The organism is Shewanella hanedai (assembly GCF_007197645.1).
In the GTDB taxonomy this organism is placed as follows: Bacteria; Pseudomonadota; Gammaproteobacteria; order Enterobacterales; family Shewanellaceae; genus Shewanella; species Shewanella hanedai.
The window spans coordinates 96,571-113,671 of record NZ_VKGK01000010.1 but is presented as its reverse complement, the minus strand read 5'-3'; the positions used below and the strand labels follow the sequence as shown (position 1 = coordinate 113,671).

Below are 17,101 nucleotides of genomic sequence, written 5' to 3'. Positions count from 1 at the left end.
TCTTTGCGTCATATAATACTAAGCATCTGAATGAAGGGCTTGACTCTTTTTAGCATAGCAATCAAAACAATCCCAGTGAAAAGTCAACTGATTATTAATTAACGAGGTTTTAATGGACACTCAAGCGATAAAACCTGAACCTAAGGCCAAAAACCTCCTTATGGGTAAGGGCTCACGTCGTAGAGCGATAACAGACAAGTTGACTCAAGTGGGGGTGACCATCGGTGGAACTATGGTGTTTGTGGCGCTACTGTTGATTTTCTTCTATCTCCTATACATCGTTAAACCCATATTTGATGGCGCTGAAGTTAAGCCTGTTATTAATGTAGAGTTGTTCAGCGATGCGACTCCTGCATTGATGGTCGGCAGCGATGAACAAAATGAGATCATTTACCGTGCATCTGACACCGGTCAGGTCGATTTTTACACGGTTAAAACGGGTCAACTCCTTGAGCGCGAACAATTGGTTTTGCCTGCTGGCGTTCAAGTATCCAGTGGCGCAGTCTCCGCACCGAGCGAACAGCGATTTGCACTTGGCTTAGACAATGGTCAGCTCCTGCTGGCGGAAGTGAATTTTGGGGTAACCTACCCAAACAATCATCGTCTTATTACGCCTGATATTAAATTTCCTGCAGGTCAAGATGCGTTAACCATTGATGCTAATGGCTCTGCACTGCATAACCTCGCTTTTGGTTATAACAGTGAGATGATGAGCTTTGTTTATCAAGATGATGCCAAGGTCTGGCGTTTGGCGCGTCAAGAAGGCGAAGAGAACATGATGACTGAAGAGGTTGAATGGGTCTCCTCGACGGGCATTATCCAGGAAACACCTTTCTCTGTTCAGCAGCAATTGATGACACCAGATCAGCGCCAACTTATTTTGAGAAGCGCTGATAAATTATTTGTTTACGATATTCGTGACGTCGAAGACTTGCAATTAATACAGGTGATAGAGCTTGAACTCGCGAGTACTCAAGTTAAAGAGGTGAGTTTACTTGCTGGCGCTAGTTCACTGCTGGTTAGTTATGAATCAGGTTTAGTGGCTCAATATTTTCAAGTCAATGGTGAGAAAGGGCGTCAATATCAAGAGATAAGAAGTTTTGACAAACTGGGGCCGATTGCCAGTATTGCCAGTGAATTTTATCGAAAAAGTTTTATCACCGTTAGTGAGCAAGGTGAGTTGTCTCTGCTCTACACCACCAGTCAACGTAAGTTATTTTCTGAAACATTCAATATCAGTAACCCAAAGACTATAGGGTTTAGCCCGCGTTCTAATGCGGTTGTTGTCGAAGCGGGTAATCAATTACATCTATTTAGCGTCAAAAATGAGCACCCCGAAGTGTCCTGGAGTGCCATGTGGAGTAAGGTCTGGTATGAGGGCTACCCTGAGCCTAAGTATGTGTGGCAGTCCACTTCAGGTTCTGATGATTTTGAAGCAAAGCTAAGCTTAATGCCGCTGGCATTCGGAACCATGAAAGCTGCACTTTATGCCATGCTATTTGCCACACCATTAGCACTAGCGGGGGCGGTTTATACCGCTTATTTCATGTCACCTAAGGTGCGCGCGATTGTTAAGCCAACCATTGAAATTATGGAAGCCTTACCCACCGTCATTTTGGGGTTCTTAGCTGGGCTTTGGCTTGCGCCATTAATCGAAGATAACCTGCCGGGGATCTTAGTCTTGATGATCTTGCTGCCGGTTTCAATTCTATCCAGTGCCTTTGGCTGGCACCATTTACCGGGCAAGTGGAAGCAAAGATTACCTGAGACATACCAAGAGTTGATGTTAATTCCAGTGATTCTCTTTATTGGTTGGTTCTCTTTTGCCATAAGCCCTGCGATTGAAATCGCACTGTTTGATGGTGATTCTCGTATGTTTATCACTAACGAATTAGGCATAACCTTCGATCAACGAAATGCTCTGGTTGTCGGCATCGCAATGGGGTTTGCTGTCATACCGACCATATTCTCTATTGCAGAAGACGCGGTTTTCTCTGTGCCTCGCCATCTCTCAAATGGCAGCTTGGCACTGGGAGCGACTAATTGGCAAACCTTGACTCGTGTGGTGTTACTCACCGCAAGCCCTGGTATTTTCTCTGCTGTGATGATGGGACTCGGCCGCGCAGTGGGTGAAACCATGATTGTGTTAATGGCGACAGGTAACACGGCCATTATGGAGTGGAGTGTGTTTGAAGGGATGAGAACGTTAGCTGCAAATATTGCGGTTGAGATGCCAGAGTCGGCAATAGGCAGTTCTCATTATCGTGTGCTCTTCTTAGCTGCGTTTGTACTCTTTGTATTTACCTTCTTCTTTAACACCATTGCAGAAGTTGTCAGGCAGCGTCTTCGTGAACGTTATAGCTCTCTTTAAATATCAGAACATGATGATTAGGCATATGAACTTGAATATGAATATTTTAAAGCTACATCTAGAGAGTGATGTTATGGGTAAGTGGATTGTAGCCTGCTCTCCTTGGACGTGTGAATTTTTGGGAGCGGAGTCATGAGCACTGGTAAGTGGTTTAAATCTGGCTCTCCATGGATCTGGATGACCGGCGGCGCCGTCAGCATCAGTTTGATTGCCGTTTTAGGTTTACTGTTGATGATTGCTTGGCGAGGTCTAAGCTACTTTTGGCCTGCTGAAATTTACCAGTGGGAATTGAATGATCCTAACGGGCAGCCATACACCTTAATTGGTGAGATTTACGACAGTGAAGAGGTGCCGACTGAACGATTAATTGCTGCAGGACATGACTTTGAGTCGCTGCCGGGTGATACCGTAAAACGTTACCTAGTCAAGACTGGTAACCGTGAGTTTGTCGGTTTAGATTTTCGTTGGGTTTTAGCGACAGATATCATTTCACGTAGTAAGCCTGAAAACGTAGCGGTAATAGAGCGCAGTAAAAATGGTGACTTTTTTGGTTACCCTATTGCCGTGATTGAAAACGGTCAACGTCTACCTCTTGATGATGTTGAGAGCTCGTTTGAGTCTCATATTGAACGTGCAGTAGCGCTAAATAATGATGCGGTTAAGCTGCAAAAAAGCGAGATCGGCTCAATCAATTATGCACTTGAAAAACTAAGGTTAAAAGAGCGTGGTTATGAATTAGATGAGCAGTTAACTGATAAGCGTAAACTTGCCCTTGCAACTCAACGAGCTGAGTTGCAAGCTGAGTATCTGCTTTTAGAAAAGCAATTTTTTGCGCTCAGAGAAGAGGCGGGTCGAGATTCTGTTGTCATTAAAGACATGCGAGGCATGGAAGTCACCTTAAGGTTAGATTCTATTCTTGATGTCACCTATGCCAATCGTATGGGATTGATCAGTAAAGTCGGTCACTGGTTTGTTGGAATAGGCCGCTTTGTTAGTGATGACCCGCGTGAAGCGAATACCGAAGGTGGAGTGTTTCCAGCCATTTTTGGTACTGTCTTTATGGTGATGTTGATGGCGGTTATTGTGACGCCATTTGGTGTGGTTGCTGCTATCTATCTGCATGAATATGCAAAAAAAGGACCGGTAACTAAGATGATCCGCATTGCGGTGATCAACTTAGCGGGTGTGCCCTCTATTGTTTACGGTGTATTCGGATTAGGCTTCTTTGTGTATATGTTTGGCGGCACCTTAGATCAGCTCTTTTATCCAGAAGCGCTGCCAACACCGACATTTGGCTCTCCCGGTGTGATTTGGTCTGCGCTGACCTTAGCAATATTAACGCTGCCAGTGGTTATTGTATCGACTGAAGAGGGGCTGAGTCGTATTCCAAGTGCGGTTCGCCAAGGCAGCTTAGCGTTGGGCGCAACGAAAGCGGAGACTCTATGGCGTATCGTGATCCCGATGGCAAGTCCGGCAATCATGACGGGGCTTATTCTCGCGGTAGCGCGAGCGGCTGGAGAAGTGGCTCCCTTAATGCTGGTTGGTGTGGTAAAACTCGCCCCTAATTTGCCGATAGACATGAATTTTCCCTTTGTGCATCTGGAACGAAAGTTTATGCACTTAGGCTTCCATATATATGATGTGGGCTTTCAGAGTCCTAATGTTGAGGCGGCAAGGCCGCTAGTGTATGCGACCTCTTTTCTACTGGTTTCTGTCATCGTGTCATTAAATTTGACTGCGATTGCTGTTCGAAACCATCTACGAGAAAAGTACCGTTCGTTAGAGCATTAAAGACACAGATTAATTTTCTCAAGCTCCCCATAGTGTGGAAGTTCTTGGGAGTGCTGTTGACAAAAACATCGCCACGAGAGTGGTATCAATAGAGATGCGAAGCAGATCTATTAAGTGATAGGACATAACATGATTTCGATAGATAAGTCTGCCATGAGCACAAACCAAATAGACCTTAACAATTTGAGTCAAGAAGACACTGCTTTGGAGATCCGAAACTTAGATCTTAAGTATGGAGACAAACAGGCTCTATTTGATGTGTCGATGAAAATACCTGAAAAACAAGTGACCGCATTTATTGGTCCCAGTGGTTGTGGTAAGTCGACTTTACTTCGTTGTATTAATCGCATGAACGATCTCGTGGAAAAATGCCATATCAGTGGTGAGATTTTACTGAATGGGCAAAACATCTATGACAAAAAGGTTGATGTAGCGGCATTGAGGCGCAATGTGGGGATGGTGTTTCAGCGTCCTAACCCATTTCCTAAATCTATCTATGAGAATGTGGTGTACGGCTTGCGTCTGCAAGGGGTCAACAATCGACGGGACCTTGATGACGCGGCTGAGCGTTCACTTCGTGGTGCGGCTATTTGGGATGAAGTGAAAGACAGATTACATGACAATGCGTTTGGTCTTTCAGGTGGTCAACAGCAACGTCTGGTGATTGCACGTGCGATTGCGATCGAACCTGAAGTCTTGCTGCTCGATGAGCCCACTTCAGCGCTTGATCCTATTTCGACATTGACCATTGAAGAGCTAATCACTGAGTTAAAATCTAAGTACACCGTTGTCATCGTGACGCATAATATGCAGCAGGCTGCACGTGTGTCAGATCAAACTGCTTTTATGTATATGGGAGAGTTGGTTGAGTATGCCGATACCAACACGATATTTACGACGCCCAGAAAACGTAAAACGGAAGATTACATTACCGGGCGTTACGGCTAAATACGTTAATTTGTGGCTTTCAGTGTCCATTTTATAAAGAATTAAAAGGTTTAAGCACAATGGAAAATATGAACTTAAGTAAACATATTTCAGGCCAATTTAATGCTGAACTCGACGATATTCGCAATCGTGTCCTAGCGATGGGCGGACTTGTTGAGCGTCAACTTGAGCAGTCTCTTGATGCGCTAGGCGCGTTGGATGCTGATTTAGCGCAGAGAGTTATTGATGGCGATCGTATGGTCAATGATATGGAGGTTGCTATCGATGAAGAGTGCACCCGCATAATCGCTAAACGTCAGCCAGCGGCGAGTGATCTGCGTTTAGTGCTGGCGATTTCAAAAACAATCACAGATTTGGAACGTATCGGCGATGCTTGCGCAAAAATTGCAAAAGCAGCGCTGGATAAGCGTTCTAAAAATCAACAGCCACTCTTGGTGAGTATTGAAAACATGGGCCGTCATGCGACGCGCTTACTGCATGATACTTTGGATGCCTTGGCTCGTATGGATGCGGAAAAGGCGCTACAGCTGCACAAAGAAGACGTTAAAATAGACAAGGAGTATGAAGGGATCATTCGTCAACTGATGACTTATATGATGGCCGACCCTAGGTCTATTCCTGAGGTGCTGGATGTGCTTTGGGCTGCACGTGCTGTAGAGCGGGTGGGTGATCGTTGTCAAAACATCTGTGAATACATCATCTACTACGTAAAAGGTAAAGATGTGCGTCATGTCTCTTACGAAGAGATGGAGAAAGATCTTAAGTTTTAAATTTAGCGACTTATGTTGTTGCTCTTTTGTTAAAAAGCAGCATTAGGCTGCTTTTTGTCTTATATGAGAGGTAAAGGGAGCGTTAGCTCAGAATTAACGATTAAAATCCTGTATAGTATTCAAATCTTTGTGTATAAGCAGATTGTATGCAATAGCGCTGTGTTTACCACTTTTTGGCTTAGGTATGTGGCAGTTATTAAATGAGTCTGTTGTTTCTTGATTTTAAGTTATTAATTTAAAAATAAAAATATAACTTAAGCTCGAGTATTAAACCTCAGTTTTATCTGGGTATATAGCCTTAACAGGCGTGCACAAATTATGATTTCCGGCACAGATACAGGCATAACCATAACGTTACGCATTGTATGATGTCTCACCATTTAATGTGATCGGGATATCTTGTAGTTGAGTGAGCCTTACTTAAACCCACTTAAGATGCTTTATTGAGCATCTAACAACAGGTTTAGGTATATCAACTATGTGCTAATTTGCGAGAGTGGTATGTCGATCAAATCCAGTATAAATCCTCCTGTTTTCTTTTCCTCTGTTTTCCTGATTGCGTTAATGGTATTTGTTGGGGCTATATGGCCTTCACAAGTACAACTCATATTTAAGTCTGTTCAATCCTGGTTCGAACTCAAAGCTGGGTGGCTGTACATCTTAGGTGTTGCCGTTTTTTTGATCTTTATCATCTTTGTGATGATGAGTCGCTTTGGTGATATCAAATTAGGCCCAGATCATGCTGAACCTGACTACAGCTATAAAAGCTGGATAGCCATGCTCTTTTCCGCTGGAATGGGCATTGGTTTGATGTTTTTCGGGGTTGCAGAGCCTGTTATGCATTATTTAGCACCGCCCGATGCGACTCCTGAGTCGATTCAAGCCGCTAAAGATGCCATGAAGATCACCTTCTTCCATTGGGGGATCCATGCGTGGGCTATCTATGCCGTCGTTGCGCTAAGTTTGGCTTATTTCTCCTATCGCCATAAGTTACCGCTACTTCCTCGAAGTGCGCTTTACCCTTTAATTGGTGAACGTATATATGGCCCTATCGGCCATGCAGTGGATACGTTTGCGGTACTCGGTACCATGTTTGGTGTCGCAACATCGCTAGGTTTCGGGGTATTACAGGTCAACTCAGGTCTGAATTACCTACTTGATGTTCCTGTTAATGCGTACGTACAAGTTGGGTTAATTATTGGTATCTCTTTAATTGCCACCTTGTCTGTTTTCTCTGGTTTAGATAACGGGGTGAGACGACTCAGTGAACTCAACCTTGGCTTAGCTGCATTACTGCTTCTTTTCGTGATGATTTTTGGTCCGACAGTTGAGCTACTGCAAGCGTTTGTGCAAAACACCGGAAGTTATCTTAGTGATATTGTAGGCAAAACATTTAACTTATATGCCTATGAGCAGAAAAATGACTGGTTAGGTGGTTGGACATTACTTTATTGGGGCTGGTGGATCTCATGGTCTCCTTTCGTTGGCACCTTTATTGCCCGCGTATCACGTGGCCGAACCATTAGAGAGTTCCTTATCGGTGTGTTATTTGTGCCGACCGCATTTACGTTTTTGTGGATGACAGTATTCGGTAACACAGCCATTGATGCGATTATGAATCATGGAGCAACGTATTTATCTGACGCGGTTTCTTCAGATGTATCTGTTGCTTTGTTTGTGTTTTTCGAACATATGCCGTTCTCAACCTTGTTATCGACGATCGCGCTGTGTTTGGTTGTGACGTTCTTTGTTACATCGTCGGATTCTGGTTCGCTGGTTATCGATAACCTGACCTCAGGTGGCGATCAAAACGCACCTGTTTGGCAGCGTGTCTTCTGGGCTCTGTTACAAGGTGTTGTGGCATCAGTACTCTTGCTTGCTGGTGGTCTGCAGGCATTGCAAACTGTCGCTATCGCCAGTGCGTTGCCGTTCTTGTTGATTATGTTCTTAATGTGTATTGGTTTATACAAGGCATTGAAAGATGACTGGCTTAAAATCAATAGTGTGCAGTTACATAATACCAGCGTACAGTTCACTAAAACTGATGTGAACTGGGAAGATCACATTGATGTTCTGGTCTCTCATCCTAGCCAGAAGAATGCACAAGACTTCCTCGATAACGTGGCGACTCCGGCACTGACTAAGGTATGTGAAAGCTTTATTAGTAAAGAGATCCCTGCGGAATTGCTACATTTTGAAAACCGCATTCGTTTCGTTATCGCTAATGAAGAATATGACGATTTCGCCTATGGTCTACGTGTCCGTGCTTTCACCATCATTAACCCAATTGAGAGTGAGGTTGATGGTGGTGATACTGAGTACTACCGTGTTGAGGTATTCCTTGAGCATGGTGGTCAGCATTATGATGTGATGGGCTTTAATCAAGATCAGATCTTGGCAGATGTTGTGACGCAGTATGAAAAATATCTGCATTATTTGCACCTGACAAACTCTGAGTATGTGGGTAATGAAAGTTAGTTTCATTATCTAGGTGCATTAAAGTAGACTCAAACAGCCCTTTTAAGGGCTGTTTCTTTATCAATTATCCCCATTTTGCGATAAAATCGTTTTTTGGTACTATTCGTTTTAGTGTGACTTTGTATAAATAAGTAGAGATGAACTTTATGTCAGCAAGCCAAGGGCAAAGTAAATTAGATAAAGTGTTGGCCGAAGCCAGAGAGTATAAAGCCAAACGTGAGACAGGTTACCGTGAGCAAGCGTTAAAACTCTACCCATGGATTTGTGGACGTTGTACTCGTGAATTTACCAATGCCAACTTACGAGAGTTAACAGTGCATCATGTGGATCATAATCACGATAATAATCCATCAGATGGCTCTAACTGGGAACTCTTGTGTTTATATTGCCATGATAATGAGCATTCTAAATTTGAAGAGTTAATCCAATACGGCGCGACCAAGGAAGCTGCCGTTGATGGCGCGACCTACAATCCGTTTGCTAACCTCAAAGGTATGATGAAGAAATAGCATTTGGCTTTAAAAGGAAGAGATATGCAGTGCGCATATCTCTTTTTTAGTCTTACACTTCTTCCGTGTCACCCTGCAGACGAGCTTCTGTTTCAATCCATTTGTCTCTTGTGAGTTTTAGGCAATTCTCACCTTTACCCAACGCGATTTTTCTTGCTGGGATTAATTCCAGTACCTTCGTTTTAAAAGCGTCATCAGCGTTGCCCCATTCGACGATTTCATCGATGTTGCGATAACAACCCATGCAGATATCTTCGTCATTGAGTCCACATTTTGCTACACAAGGGGAATGAATCATTCTATGCCTACTTCACGTTTTTAGACTGTCATTTTGAAGAGGGGATATTAATGATCTTCGTCACACAATTCAAGTGTGGCCAGAGTTTACACAGTCTTATGTGAGTTGGGGAGAGACTGTGTTGGATAAATATCATGAGCGTATTCTACTATAGGTAAATAACCATTAATTTGGTAAACTTCAGCGGAATTTTTTTCCTATTTTTACCCACTTTTCAGTTAAAGACGAAGAGTGATTGGGGGCGTTATGAAAGCGTTGTTACGGTTAAGTTTTATGACATTGGTGGGCTTGTTAACTACCGCATGCTCTTTGTTGGAGGTGAAGTTAGAAAGTGGTATCCAACCTCTGCCTCAAGAGCAATTAAATATGCGTGTTTTTAGCCGTGATTTTAGCAGCTCTTTTTACAGCAAAGTGGAGCAGACTGCCGATCAAATTGCTTTTCGCAGTCAGGATGAAGCAGATGCTGTTTTCATTCAATCAAATACGCTCATGTGGAAGATTTTTTCTGAACAAGCGCTGCAACGCACCATTTTTCAAGCCTCACCAGTGGCTGCGATGGTCGATACTTGGGCATTGACGGCGCAGATGACAGACTTTTATGAGAGAGGGGCAGGCAAAGCCTTATTTGGTTCACAGCAAACATTAGCGGTTAAGACAAGCAGAGCCTTACTACTCGAATTTGAAAATACCATCAAAGGTTTCGTTAAGCCGGGTGATTTTGCCAAGAACCAAGCGTTTATTGAGCAATATATACAAAAAAATCCACTGACAGAGATGACCTTCAGCCGTCACTCAGCCTTTAACGATTGGCTCGCTTTCAGAGGATTAAATGAGTTTGAAGCGGTAACGACCTTTGGTTCAGTTCCTGAAGTGATGAGTGATATTTCAGATCGCATGGCGATGATTGCCGAACAGATGCCAAAAGTCATCGCTTGGAAAGCGGAGTTATACGCGCTTCATTCTAATCTTAATGTGGCTGAGATCCAGAGTACGCTAACTAATATTAGCGACACCTCGGCTAAGTTTCGTGAGCTGATGGCTCAGAGCCCTGAGATGATGGAAGCGCTGGCGGTGGATATGCGCAGTGAACTAAGCCCGTTACTTCAACAGTTGAGTGAGTCAACTGATGACAAGTTAGCTCAGCTGTCTGTAGAACGTCAGGCGTTAGAGCTAATGGTAAAGAATGAACGTATAGCCTTAGAAAATATGATCACGCGAGAGCGTGTGGCAGCTGCCGCTAATTTAGATGAGATCTCTAAGCACACTGTTGAAGTGGTGTTTCAAGAACTGACAAACACACTGAAGAGTTTGATCCTGTACTTTGTACTCTTCCTTGGTGTGGTCTTTTTTGCACCATTAGGTTTAGGAGTTTGGCTGGGTAAACGCATGGAAAGTAAGCGTGTTAACAAGCAGGCTAAAAGCGCATAAATGATAGCCCACAATGCCTTGTTATCTCAGTTGGATACGCTATTAGTTCAAAGCCGTGAACTGTGGCAAGTGAAAGCATTTAATTGCGATGCTCTGCCTTGGCAGGAGAGGTTTCCTCATCTTGCCGAGTGTGTTTGGTCGCTTGATGACTGTGAGCTTGATAACATTGATAAAGTACAAGCTGATTTACTGGCTTACTTATTGCCCGCACTTAAGGCCGATCTCGCTGATTTGGGTTTGGAGTGGCGCTTAGAACTACTCGATATCAAGGCACCTAGCACCCAAACACATCAGTCTGAAGTGATTGGCCAACAAGATGCTGGCCATTTCAGCGCAGGGATTAAGGGGCGAAAATGGGCTCAGATAAACGCATTTACTCAGCAGATAGACAATGGGCAGAGTGAAGTGCTTGAATGGTGCGCAGGTAAAGGGCACCTTGGACGATTAATCGCAAAGGCATACGATAGGCAGGTCGTCAGCTTAGAGTGGCAACAAGGGCTTTGTGAAGCCGGTGAAGTGTTTGCTAAGCAGTGGCAATTGCCACAACGGTTTATCTGCGCTGATGCTTTTGATGCACAGCAAAGTGAACTTAAAGTTGAACAGCAAGCCGTTGCCCTGCATGCTTGTGGTGACCTCCATGTGCGTTTGCTACATCTAGCGACGAAGGCGGGAACGCGAGATATTGCCATCTCACCGTGTTGTTACCATTTGATCCAAGCTCAGGAATATCAAGCTATGTCGCGGCTTGGTATTAAAAGTGAGTTAAGATTAACGCGTCATGATCTTCAGTTGCCTTTACAGCAAAGTACAATAGCGAATGAAAAACAGTTGAGCTTAAGGCATAAAGAGATAGCTTGGCGCTTAGGTTTTGATTGTCTGCAGCGTGACGTCAGAGAGGTAAGTCAGTACTTACCTATTCCTTCAATAAAGCAAAGTCAGCTGAGCGGAGAGTTTGCTGCTTTCTGTGTTTGGGCGGCAGAGCAAAAAGCAGTGACTCTTCCTAAAGTAGTCGATTTTGAGCATTTTCTTCATTTAGGGATTGAACGGCAAAAATTGACCCGCAGGGTTGATCTTGTCGCTCACCTATTTCGCGCTGTGTTCGAGCATTGGTTACTGCTCGATAGAGTCTGTTTTTTGGAGGAGCAAGGTTATCAAGTCAGCTTAGAAGTGTTTTGTGATAATGCGATAACACCAAGAAATTCACTGATTAAGGCTAAAAGGTAGACAAGTTTACGTTTATAGTATTAATTGGTACATAAGTAACTATTTATAATAAGAATTTGTATCTTACTGTGTTTGATTATGAATTCAAACTCTCGGCAACTGGATCCCAGTTAAGGTTAAATGAGCAAATAAAGTGAACCTAAGACGGTTTTCTATTGAATCATTAGTCTTTTCTTGTTCAAATGTCGGGTTAACACTAAAAACAATATTTATTGGTTGTTTTTCAATCAATATAGTGAGCGAAATATTACTGTTGCATGAAATATTCCCGAGTATTTATTAATAGCCTGGCATATGAACTGGCACCTGAAGTCGTGTCCACTTCCGATTTAGAATCTAGATTGGCACCGCTATACAAGAAATTTCGCATTCCAATGGGGCAACTTGCCGCATTGACTGGTATTCAGGAGCGCCGATGGTGGCCTAAAGGTCATCGGTTATCCGATGGTGCCTTGGCGGCTGCACATAAGGCAATTGATGAAACTGGCATAAAAGTCGGTGATCTGGGCGCTGTGGTGTATACCGGAGTTTGTCGAGATCAACATGAACCTGCTACCGCATGTCGTATTGCTGCTGAGCTTGGCGTATCTAAAGATACCGCTATTTATGATATCAGTAACGCCTGTTTAGGTGTTTTATCTGGTATTTTGGATATCGCTAACCGTATCGAGTTAGGGCAAATCAAAGCGGGTCTAGTGGTTTCGTGTGAATCAGCCCGTCATATTGTCGATATTACAATCGATAACATGTTGGCGGATCAAACGATGCAGAATTATGCTCAGTCACTGGCGACATTAACCGGTGGGTCTGGCGCTGTGGCGGTATTACTCACCGACGGTAGTTTACCGTTAAGAGGCGATCGTGAGCATCAGCTTTTAGGGGCTAGCCACCTTTCTGCACCTGAGCATCACAATCTTTGCCAGTGGGGCTTACAGGAAGCAGGCTTACATCTTTATCGTGAGTTTATGCGCACCGATGGTGTGGCCTTACTTAAAGAGGGGGTTGAGCTTGCTCGTCATACTTGGAGTCATTTCCTTGAACAACGTGACTGGGTGGTTGAACAGGTCGATAAGGTTATCTGCCATCAGGTGGGATCGTCTAATCGTCGTTTGGTGCTGAATGCCTTGAACATACCTCAAGAGAAAGAGTTTCCCACATATCAGTTGCTCGGCAATATGGGCACGGTATCTTTACCTGTTACGGCTGCCATGGCGCATGATCAAGGTTTCCTTAAAAAGGGCGATCAGGTGAGCTTTCTCGGAATCGGCAGTGGTTTAAACTGCATGATGTTAGGGATTAAGTGGTAAGCAATACTGCATTTAAAGGGTGAATTCAGTTCGGATGCCGAGAGCGGCGGTGAACTGTGGGTATACACTCTATCAAATATATAAAAACAGGGCCTCTTAACCGAGGCTTTGTTAATAAGAATATTAGGAAGCGTCATGTTAGACACTCTGTTTCCCTTCAAGCGTAATTATCTCGATAGAAATGGCCATAAGCTGCAGTATGTCAACGAAGGGCAAGGTGAGCCAGTTGTTATGGTTCATGGTAACCCGAGCTGGTCATTCTATTATCGCAATGTGGTGACAGCGCTTAGCGGTGATCATCAATGTATCGTGCCGGATCATATTGGTTGTGGCTTGTCAGATAAGCCAGATGATAGCGGTTATGATTACACGCTAAAAAATCGTATTGACGACCTTGAAGCACTGCTTGACCACCTTGATGTGAAAGAGAACATCACCTTAGTGGTTCATGATTGGGGCGGAATGATTGGCATGGGTTACGCGGCCCGTTACCCAGAACGCATAAAACGTCTTGTGATTTTGAACACTGGTGCTTTTCATCTTCCAGAGTCAAAACCTTTCCCTTGGCCATTGTGGATCTGTCGTAATACCTTATTGGGCACAGCCTTAGTACGCGGGTTTAATGCTTTCTCATCTATCGCCTCATATGTAGGTGTTAAGCGTAAGCCTATGCCTGCTGAGATCAGAAATGCTTATGTCGCACCATTTAACTCATGGGCGAATCGCATCTCTACTTTGAGATTTGTGCAAGATATCCCGCTTAAGCCAGGTGATAGAAATTATGAGCTTGTGTCTGAGATAGAGGCAAGTTTGCCTAAGTTTGCCAATGTACCAACGCTTATCTGTTGGGGTCTTAAAGATTTCGTTTTCGATAAACATTTCTTAGCCCAATGGAAAGTCGAGATGCCACACGCAAGCGTGCATGAATTTGCTGATTGTGGTCACTATATTCTTGAAGATGCTAGCGAAGAGGTTGTAGGGCATATTCGTGATTTTGTCTCAGACAAGTCACTTGCCGCGAACAGCTAGCTTGACCGTTTGAACTGGTATTAGCGGATCCCATGATCCGCTTTTTCATTTAAAGAAACGAGTAAGGTCACAATATGACTCTCTCTTCACAAGATTTCTCACTAAAGAACAGTGCGAGTGGCGCGAACCTTTGTCGCCATTTAACGCAAGCATCACACGCCTTCCCAGAACAGCTCGCCGTTGCAGTACAACGCGCCTCAGGTTCATTTTTCTCAACTAAGACACTCTCATATCAAGAACTCAACTTTGCAGAACTAAACCGTCAAAGTGATAAGTTGGCCTATGGCTTGAATGCTTACGGGATCACCCGTGGCATGAAAGCGGTGTTGATGGTGACTCCGAGCCTGGATTTTTTCACCCTGACGTTTGCTCTGTTTAAAGCGGGAATAGTGCCTATTTTGGTCGATCCTGGTATGGGGGTGAAAAACTTAAAGCAGTGCTTTATCGAGTCAAAGCCCGATGCGTTTATTGGTATTCCTAAAGCACATTTAGCCAGAAAGCTATTTGGGTGGGGTAAAGAGAGTGTTAAGTCTCTCATAACCGTGGGCGGCGTGAGCATTAACGGCAAAAGTTGCTGGGGTGGGGTGACGTTAGCTGAGTTGCAACAACATACTTCTGATGAGCCTTATGACATGGCTTGGCTCGAAGATGATGAGATGGCGGCGATTCTCTTTACCAGTGGCAGCACTGGAACCCCAAAAGGGGTGGTGTATTCACATAAGATGTTTGAAGCGCAGATCACTGCACTTAGACATGATTATGATATCGAACCAGGTGAACGTGATTTAGCGACGTTCCCCTTGTTTTCACTCTTTGGTCCTGCGTTAGGCATGGCTTCTATCATTCCAGAGATGGATGCGAGCAAGCCCATTACTGCTAACCCTGATTATCTTTTTGCTGCTATTGATAAGTACCAATGCACCAATATGTTCGTTAATCCTGCCTTGATTGAGCGGCTAGGACAGGCTGGTGTGTCTGAGAGTCATTGTCATAAATTACCGAGTATTAAGCGGGTTATTTCAGCTGGCGCGCCCGCGACTATCGCTTCCATTAAACATTTTAGCCATATGCTGAGTGAGGAAGTTGAAGTGCTTAACTCCTACGGGGCGACGGAGTCTTTACCTTTGAGTAAGATGGCCAGTGAAGCATTGTTTGACACCACGAGTGTCACTGATAATGGCGGCGGGATCTGTGTCGGGCATGCGATAGATGGTGTCGATATTGCGATCATCGAGATAGATGAAGCCCCGATTCACAACTGGGATAATGCTTTGCGCTTACCAACCGGAGAGATCGGTGAGATAGTGGTAAAAGGGGCGATGGTCAGCCGCAGTTATTACCAACGAAACAGCGCCACAGAGCAGGCTAAAATTGCCGATGGTGATGCGGTGCGTCATCGTATGGGCGACTTAGGGTATCTTGATAGTGATGGGCTGTTATGGATGTGCGGTCGTAAAGCTCACCGAGTCGATGCGAGTATTCATGTGGATAATCAGCCTCAACGCTATTTTTCCATCCCATGTGAGCGAATATTTAATACCCATCCTCAAGTGAAACGCTCAGCGCTGGTTGGCGTTGTCGTTAAAGGGGATACGGTGCCACTTCTGTGCATTGAACTTGATTCTTCTTTGGCCTGTTCGCGAGGCGCAAGTCTTTATGCTGATCTCAATGAAATAGCCCAGCAGCATGGTCAAACTAAGGGCATTAGCCGTTTTCTTATTCACCCTGATTTTCCTGTCGATATCCGTCATAACGCCAAAATATTCCGTGAAAAGCTTGCGGTGTGGGCACAACATCAACATAAGGAATAGCGTTATATGTCGGTAACTTTCGAGCAACCTACACCAGAATTGTCTGATTTTGACCCTTTAGAGCAAGCTGCGTTAACCAAGCTTAAGGCTAAGGCCAATCAAGCCTTCGTGACTGGCGCTGGCGGCTTTCTCGGTAAAGCTATTTGTAAACGCTTACTAGCAGCTGGCATCAGTGTGACCGGTTTTGCTCGCGGTGATTATCCTGAACTCAGTGCGATGGGGGTCAATATGGTTCGTGGAGATATTGCCGATCAGGCTTGTGTCACTGCAGCCATGAAAGGCTGTGATCTGGTGTTTCATGTGGCATCAAAAGCGGGAGTCTGGGGCAGTAAGATGAGCTACTTCTCTCCTAATGTGGCTGGTGCTGCGAATATTATTCTGGCATGTCAGAAGTTAGCGATCACAAACCTAGTGTACACGAGTACGCCAAGTGTCACTTTTGCTGGAAAGGATGAGTCTGGCATCGATGAAAGTGCGCCTTATGCAGATACATATCTGAACTATTACGGTGAATCGAAAGCGGTAGCCGAAAAAATGGTGTTAGAGGCCAATACAGAGTCATTGAAAACCATCGCCTTGAGACCTCATCTAATTTGGGGGCCTGAAGATCCTCATCTTGTGCCTCGAGTGATAGAGCGTGCGAAAGCTGGCAGGCTTAAACTGGTAGGCACAAAGGACAAGCTGGTCGATACCATTTATGTGGATAATGCGGCTTTTGCTCATATTCTTGCAGCGTTAAACTTGTTTGAATCAGATTCAGTTTCAGCGGGTAAAGCGTATTACCTTAGCAACGATGAACCTATCACCATGGCTGATATGCTCAATAAAATCTTAGCCTGCGTTGATATGCCAAAAGTGACTAAGCGCGTGCCAGCATCGCTTGCTTTTGGGGTCGGTGCAGTACTTGAAACGCTATATGTTTTGATGAATAAACAAGAAGAGCCCATGATGACTCGTTTTGTCGCTAGGCAGTTATCGACCAGTCACTATTTTAACATTACAGCCGCAAAAACTGATTTCGGTTATTCGCCTGTTGTGAGCATTGACCAAGGGATGGTGAGATTGAAAGAGTATCTTAATCAATAAAGCCATTCAGGATTTTAATAGATAGCGTTAAGGATAACCACTTCAAGGATG

The 17,101-nt window shown here is 44.3% G+C and carries 13 protein-coding genes; 12 read left to right on the top strand and 1 reads right to left on the bottom strand.

Annotated elements, in window-relative coordinates; all coding sequences use genetic code 11:
• Positions 1-112 precede the first annotated feature (112 nt).
• From FN961_RS10265 to FN961_RS10240, 6 genes are all read left to right on the top strand, one after another.
• Positions 113-2,371: an ABC transporter permease subunit gene (locus FN961_RS10265; protein WP_144040089.1), complete on the top strand. Its 2,259-nt coding sequence runs from the start codon at positions 113-115 to the stop codon at positions 2,369-2,371.
• Between the two features lie 132 nt (positions 2,372-2,503).
• Complete coding sequence (gene pstA, locus FN961_RS10260) at positions 2,504-4,162, top strand: phosphate ABC transporter permease PstA (RefSeq protein WP_144040088.1); 1,659 nt, start codon at positions 2,504-2,506, stop codon at positions 4,160-4,162.
• A gap of 129 nt (positions 4,163-4,291) precedes the next feature.
• Entirely contained in the window at positions 4,292-5,110 is an 819-nt protein-coding gene (gene pstB, locus FN961_RS10255) for a phosphate ABC transporter ATP-binding protein PstB (RefSeq protein ID WP_144040087.1), read from the top strand.
• 59 nt (positions 5,111-5,169) lie between these two features.
• Entirely contained in the window at positions 5,170-5,880 is a 711-nt protein-coding gene (gene phoU / locus FN961_RS10250) for a phosphate signaling complex protein PhoU (RefSeq protein WP_144040086.1), read from the top strand.
• A 501-nt stretch (positions 5,881-6,381) separates the two neighbouring features.
• Entirely contained in the window at positions 6,382-8,358 is a 1,977-nt protein-coding gene (locus FN961_RS10245; protein WP_144040085.1) for a BCCT family transporter, read from the top strand.
• 146 nt (positions 8,359-8,504) lie between these two features.
• Positions 8,505-8,867 carry a YajD family HNH nuclease gene (locus FN961_RS10240; RefSeq protein ID WP_144040084.1) on the top strand — a complete coding sequence of 121 codons (363 nt, stop codon included), beginning with the start codon at positions 8,505-8,507 and terminating at the stop codon, positions 8,865-8,867.
• A 52-nt stretch (positions 8,868-8,919) separates the two neighbouring features.
• Here the strand turns inward: FN961_RS10240 and FN961_RS10235 are convergent, their stop codons facing one another.
• Positions 8,920-9,165 (bottom strand): DUF1289 domain-containing protein, encoded by a 246-nt coding sequence (locus FN961_RS10235; RefSeq protein WP_144040083.1) that lies wholly within the window; start codon positions 9,163-9,165, stop codon positions 8,920-8,922.
• Positions 9,166-9,411: 246 nt separating this feature from the next.
• On the opposite strand from FN961_RS10235, the gene FN961_RS10230 reads away from it, so the two are divergent.
• The 6 genes from FN961_RS10230 (at position 9,412) to oleD (ending at position 17,050) form a co-directional block, all read left to right on the top strand.
• On the top strand, positions 9,412-10,593 hold the full coding sequence (locus FN961_RS10230) for a chemotaxis protein (protein ID WP_144040082.1): 1,182 nt from the start codon (positions 9,412-9,414) through the stop codon (positions 10,591-10,593).
• On the top strand, positions 10,594-11,817 hold the full coding sequence (locus FN961_RS10225) for a methyltransferase (RefSeq protein ID WP_144040081.1): 1,224 nt from the start codon (positions 10,594-10,596) through the stop codon (positions 11,815-11,817).
• Positions 11,818-12,074: 257 nt separating this feature from the next.
• Positions 12,075-13,124 (top strand): 3-oxoacyl-ACP synthase III, encoded by a 1,050-nt coding sequence (locus FN961_RS10220; RefSeq protein WP_144040080.1) that lies wholly within the window; start codon positions 12,075-12,077, stop codon positions 13,122-13,124.
• Positions 13,125-13,259: 135 nt separating this feature from the next.
• Positions 13,260-14,153 carry an alpha/beta fold hydrolase gene (locus tag FN961_RS10215; protein WP_144040079.1) on the top strand — a complete coding sequence of 298 codons (894 nt, stop codon included), beginning with the start codon at positions 13,260-13,262 and terminating at the stop codon, positions 14,151-14,153.
• 74 nt (positions 14,154-14,227) lie between these two features.
• On the top strand, positions 14,228-15,964 hold the full coding sequence (gene oleC, locus FN961_RS10210) for an olefin beta-lactone synthetase (RefSeq protein WP_144040078.1): 1,737 nt from the start codon (positions 14,228-14,230) through the stop codon (positions 15,962-15,964).
• Between the two features lie 6 nt (positions 15,965-15,970).
• On the top strand, positions 15,971-17,050 hold the full coding sequence (oleD, locus tag FN961_RS10205; protein ID WP_144040077.1) for a 2-alkyl-3-oxoalkanoate reductase: 1,080 nt from the start codon (positions 15,971-15,973) through the stop codon (positions 17,048-17,050).
• Positions 17,051-17,101: the final 51 nt, after the last annotated feature.

What these genes read in the sequence shown, in the direction of transcription:
- FN961_RS10265 (WP_144040089.1), top strand. Translation starts at nt 113, where the DNA reads ATGGACACTCAAGCGATAAAACCTGAACCTAAGGCCAAAAACCTCCTT.
- FN961_RS10225 (WP_144040081.1), top strand. Translation starts at nt 10,594, where the DNA reads ATGATAGCCCACAATGCCTTGTTATCTCAGTTGGATACGCTATTAGTT.
- FN961_RS10240 (WP_144040084.1), top strand. Translation starts at nt 8,505, where the DNA reads ATGTCAGCAAGCCAAGGGCAAAGTAAATTAGATAAAGTGTTGGCCGAA.
- FN961_RS10245 (WP_144040085.1), top strand. Translation starts at nt 6,382, where the DNA reads ATGTCGATCAAATCCAGTATAAATCCTCCTGTTTTCTTTTCCTCTGTT.
- FN961_RS10235 (WP_144040083.1), bottom strand. Translation starts at nt 9,165, where the DNA reads ATGATTCATTCCCCTTGTGTAGCAAAATGTGGACTCAATGACGAAGAT.
- pstB (WP_144040087.1), top strand. Translation starts at nt 4,292, where the DNA reads ATGATTTCGATAGATAAGTCTGCCATGAGCACAAACCAAATAGACCTT.
- FN961_RS10220 (WP_144040080.1), top strand. Translation starts at nt 12,075, where the DNA reads ATGAAATATTCCCGAGTATTTATTAATAGCCTGGCATATGAACTGGCA.
- oleD (WP_144040077.1), top strand. Translation starts at nt 15,971, where the DNA reads ATGTCGGTAACTTTCGAGCAACCTACACCAGAATTGTCTGATTTTGAC.
- pstA (WP_144040088.1), top strand. Translation starts at nt 2,504, where the DNA reads ATGAGCACTGGTAAGTGGTTTAAATCTGGCTCTCCATGGATCTGGATG.
- phoU (WP_144040086.1), top strand. Translation starts at nt 5,170, where the DNA reads ATGGAAAATATGAACTTAAGTAAACATATTTCAGGCCAATTTAATGCT.
- FN961_RS10215 (WP_144040079.1), top strand. Translation starts at nt 13,260, where the DNA reads ATGTTAGACACTCTGTTTCCCTTCAAGCGTAATTATCTCGATAGAAAT.
- FN961_RS10230 (WP_144040082.1), top strand. Translation starts at nt 9,412, where the DNA reads ATGAAAGCGTTGTTACGGTTAAGTTTTATGACATTGGTGGGCTTGTTA.
- oleC (WP_144040078.1), top strand. Translation starts at nt 14,228, where the DNA reads ATGACTCTCTCTTCACAAGATTTCTCACTAAAGAACAGTGCGAGTGGC.